At 28.4% G+C, this 2,971-nt stretch carries 2 protein-coding genes and 1 pseudogene; all 3 read right to left on the bottom strand.

Annotated elements, in window-relative coordinates; translation table 11 throughout:
- Window positions 1-81: 81 nt before the first annotated feature.
- Complete coding sequence (locus tag ACOTVC_RS08495; RefSeq protein WP_421628317.1) at window positions 82-726, bottom strand: PoNe immunity protein domain-containing protein; 645 nt, start codon at window positions 724-726, stop codon at window positions 82-84.
- A gap of 3 nt (window positions 727-729) precedes the next feature.
- Window positions 730-2,022 (bottom strand): BspA family leucine-rich repeat surface protein, encoded by a 1,293-nt coding sequence (locus ACOTVC_RS08490; protein ID WP_421628319.1) that lies wholly within the window; start codon window positions 2,020-2,022, stop codon window positions 730-732.
- Window positions 2,023-2,682: 660 nt separating this feature from the next.
- Window positions 2,683-2,971: pseudogene (locus ACOTVC_RS08485) on the bottom strand (ankyrin repeat domain-containing protein); the annotation flags it as partial.

The following is a 2,971-nucleotide window of genomic DNA, read 5'->3' as shown; positions in this document are numbered from 1 at the left end:
ATTAACATCTTCTATTTTAGGAAGAGTTATTTTTCTTTTTTTAGCCATAAAAAGCCTTGTGGGTTTTTAAACCCACTAAGATTATATTAAATCATAAGGAAAGTATTTATACTGTTTAAATTCTTCTTTATCCAAATTCATTAGTTTTACAATTGCAGCACCTTCAAGATCCCAGGTATCTAAAGGATCCCTTAACCTTGTATGTTTTTTCATATATTGATGTAAAAACTCAATATCTTGTGTGGCTATAAATTCTTTAATCAGTTCATGTTCTTTACGAATGCATTTGCGTTCTAAATTTAAATTCTTACCCTTAGAACCTATAAAATGTAAAAACCAATCTCTATTGAGTATGTCCCTTCTTTTTCTCTCATCTTCTTCTATTAATTCTAACAAACAAGTGGTATCCATATCTAATAATACTCTAACGCAAAGTTCAATAGCATTTCCCCTGTAATAGCCAATATCCAATCCTGTTTCTAAACGATTTTTTTCTTTTAATAGCATAAGTGCTTCTAAATCTTTTTTAACTATGTTTATATCATCACCACGAGAGTATTTATCCAAAGCAATACATTTTTTTCTATCTTCTATACAAAAAATACAAGTTTGTCTATCTCCAAAAGGAAGTTCTAAAAAAATTTCTTCGGAACTCTTGATATCTTCTTCACACTCTATTATATGTTTCGTAAAATACGCTTCATCTCTCTTAGTATCTCTTAGCATTTTTTATCCTTTGGGTTTTTGAAAAAGTGCTAATATTTCTTTTTCGTATTGACTTTGTTTTAAAATTTCATAAAAATCTTTATCACGAAAAGTTCCAAGCTTTTGTATATCTACATTATGACTTGCAAATTCTATTAAAATATCTTTTATTGGATATTCTTCACCATCAAGGTCTAATCTATGCTTAAAATTATCTAAAAAAATAAGCAATGCAGGGGCTTTTACTCCATAATATTCTATAATAGAATCTGCACGCAATAAATTATGTCTTAAAAGCTGCAAAAATCTTGATACTCTTCCTTTTACTTGATAATCGATCGGTCCTAAGTAATATCTTCCTACTATATTTAGATCATATGGTATATTTTTTAAATCTATTTTTAATCCATGTTTAAAAAGCAAATAAATAAGATCACTATTCACAAACATAACTAGTAGTTTTTCATCAAGCATCTCTTTAGGGTAACGCTTTATTAATTCTTGAAAGAAAAAATCAAGTGTTTCATCATCTGCATGGCAAAATCTTCTATTAGGCATTTCATCAAGTCCAATATTTTCAAAAAATGCAGTATCGATTTTGCTATCAAGATTATCCAAGATAAATTCTAAAATATTTTTGTTTTCTGTGCTCAATTTATGTTTTAATGCAACAAATAAACCAAAATTATTTTCTTCAGTAATTACTACTTTATAGCCTAATGTCCTAAGAAATTTAGCATATTCTAGTCTATCAAAACGCAAACAAGTATGCATCACTTTATCACTAATAGGAATATGAAAGCCTTGAGATTTTGCATTTTTTACAAGAGCGCTAAAAAAATCTTCGTCTGGCATTGCATTGCTTACTGTCCCTTTCGGTACATAAAAACAAAGCTGAGTGATATGTTGATACTGTTCATTTTGTAAAGGAAGTATCTTTTCTAAAATAATTTTAGCTTGTTTATAATCACGCGCCTTAACAAGTTTGCATAATAATTCATAGCTTGGATTATCCATATCAAATACTGCTTTATACCATGAAGGTGGATTGTTTTGCAAAGGGCAGTCGCTAAATATATTGTTTGATTGTTCTACTAATTCGCTTGGTAGATTCCATTCGCTTAAATCGCAGTCAAAAGATTTTGCTCCATGAAACATAGAATTGATATTTTCAGCTTTTTTTGGTTTCCATTTAGATAAATCACTTTTAAAAGACTCACAATCACAAAACATATCTTCAAAATCTTTTACATTTGTAACTTTCCACTTGCTTAAGTTTGCATTAAAATCTTTTAATCCTTTAAAAAGTCCATTCATGTATTTAATTTGGCTCACATCCCAAGACTCTATCCCGCTAAAATCTTTCCTATTTGTATGCAAATGAATGATTTCCATAGAATAACTAGCAAAAAGTTGATTTAGGTCTTTTATATAACTTAAATCAATTTGCCCTAAAGATATAAATTCCATCTCTACTAATATTTTTAATTCAAAAAGATTAAATGGAATATAGCAAAGATTTGGATGTTTTGGTTTAAATTTGCCTTTTTTATCATAAAAAGCACAATCGCGCAAAGTGCTTTCTATGCTTTTACCTTTTATAATATCTTCTAAAATCTTTCTTAGTTCGTAAAGACTGCTTTTTTTAAGTTCTTTCCTTACGCTCTTGCTATAATCTTTATAACCATCATTATTATAATCAATGCAAATAAATTCACTAAATTCTATATAAATACCATCTCCTATATTTTTACCTTTGTTAGAATCTACTACAACTTTATCGATTAACTCATTTATAGCATCATCACATATTTTTAAAATGTCTTTGTCGATGCTTTTAATAGTGCCATTTTGTAATAAATTTAAAGCTTTTAAAACTTTAAAATTTTGTACAGTATCTATAAGCTCTTTAGGAGTTTTTCCTAAAATTATTGTAGTTTCTTGTGTTGAAACTTTATTTACATCTTTTTTTTCTCCATTCTCCTTAGCCTTTTTTATAGCGTCGTTTAAAAGTTTGGAATATTCATCATGATATTTACCCAATAAGTCAAAATCAGTTTCTCCATCAATTTTACAATGAGAAGAATCATATGCTGGTAAATTAAATTTCTTTCTGATTTGTTCTGAAGTCATTGCTCCTGCATCTTTTAAAAGCTTTTTATTTCTAGATCCTCTTGCGATATCTAAAGGGGTGGTTGGGGTGACAAAATTTACATTAGCTCCTAGTTCGATTAAAAGCTTTGTAACCTTATAAGTTTCAGGTTCG

Source organism: Campylobacter sp. GB48 (assembly GCF_049221845.1).
Taxonomy (GTDB): Bacteria; Campylobacterota; Campylobacteria; order Campylobacterales; family Campylobacteraceae; genus Campylobacter_D; species Campylobacter_D lari_C.
Note: the sequence above shows the minus strand (reverse complement) of the source record. Positions and strands in the feature narration are given on the sequence as shown.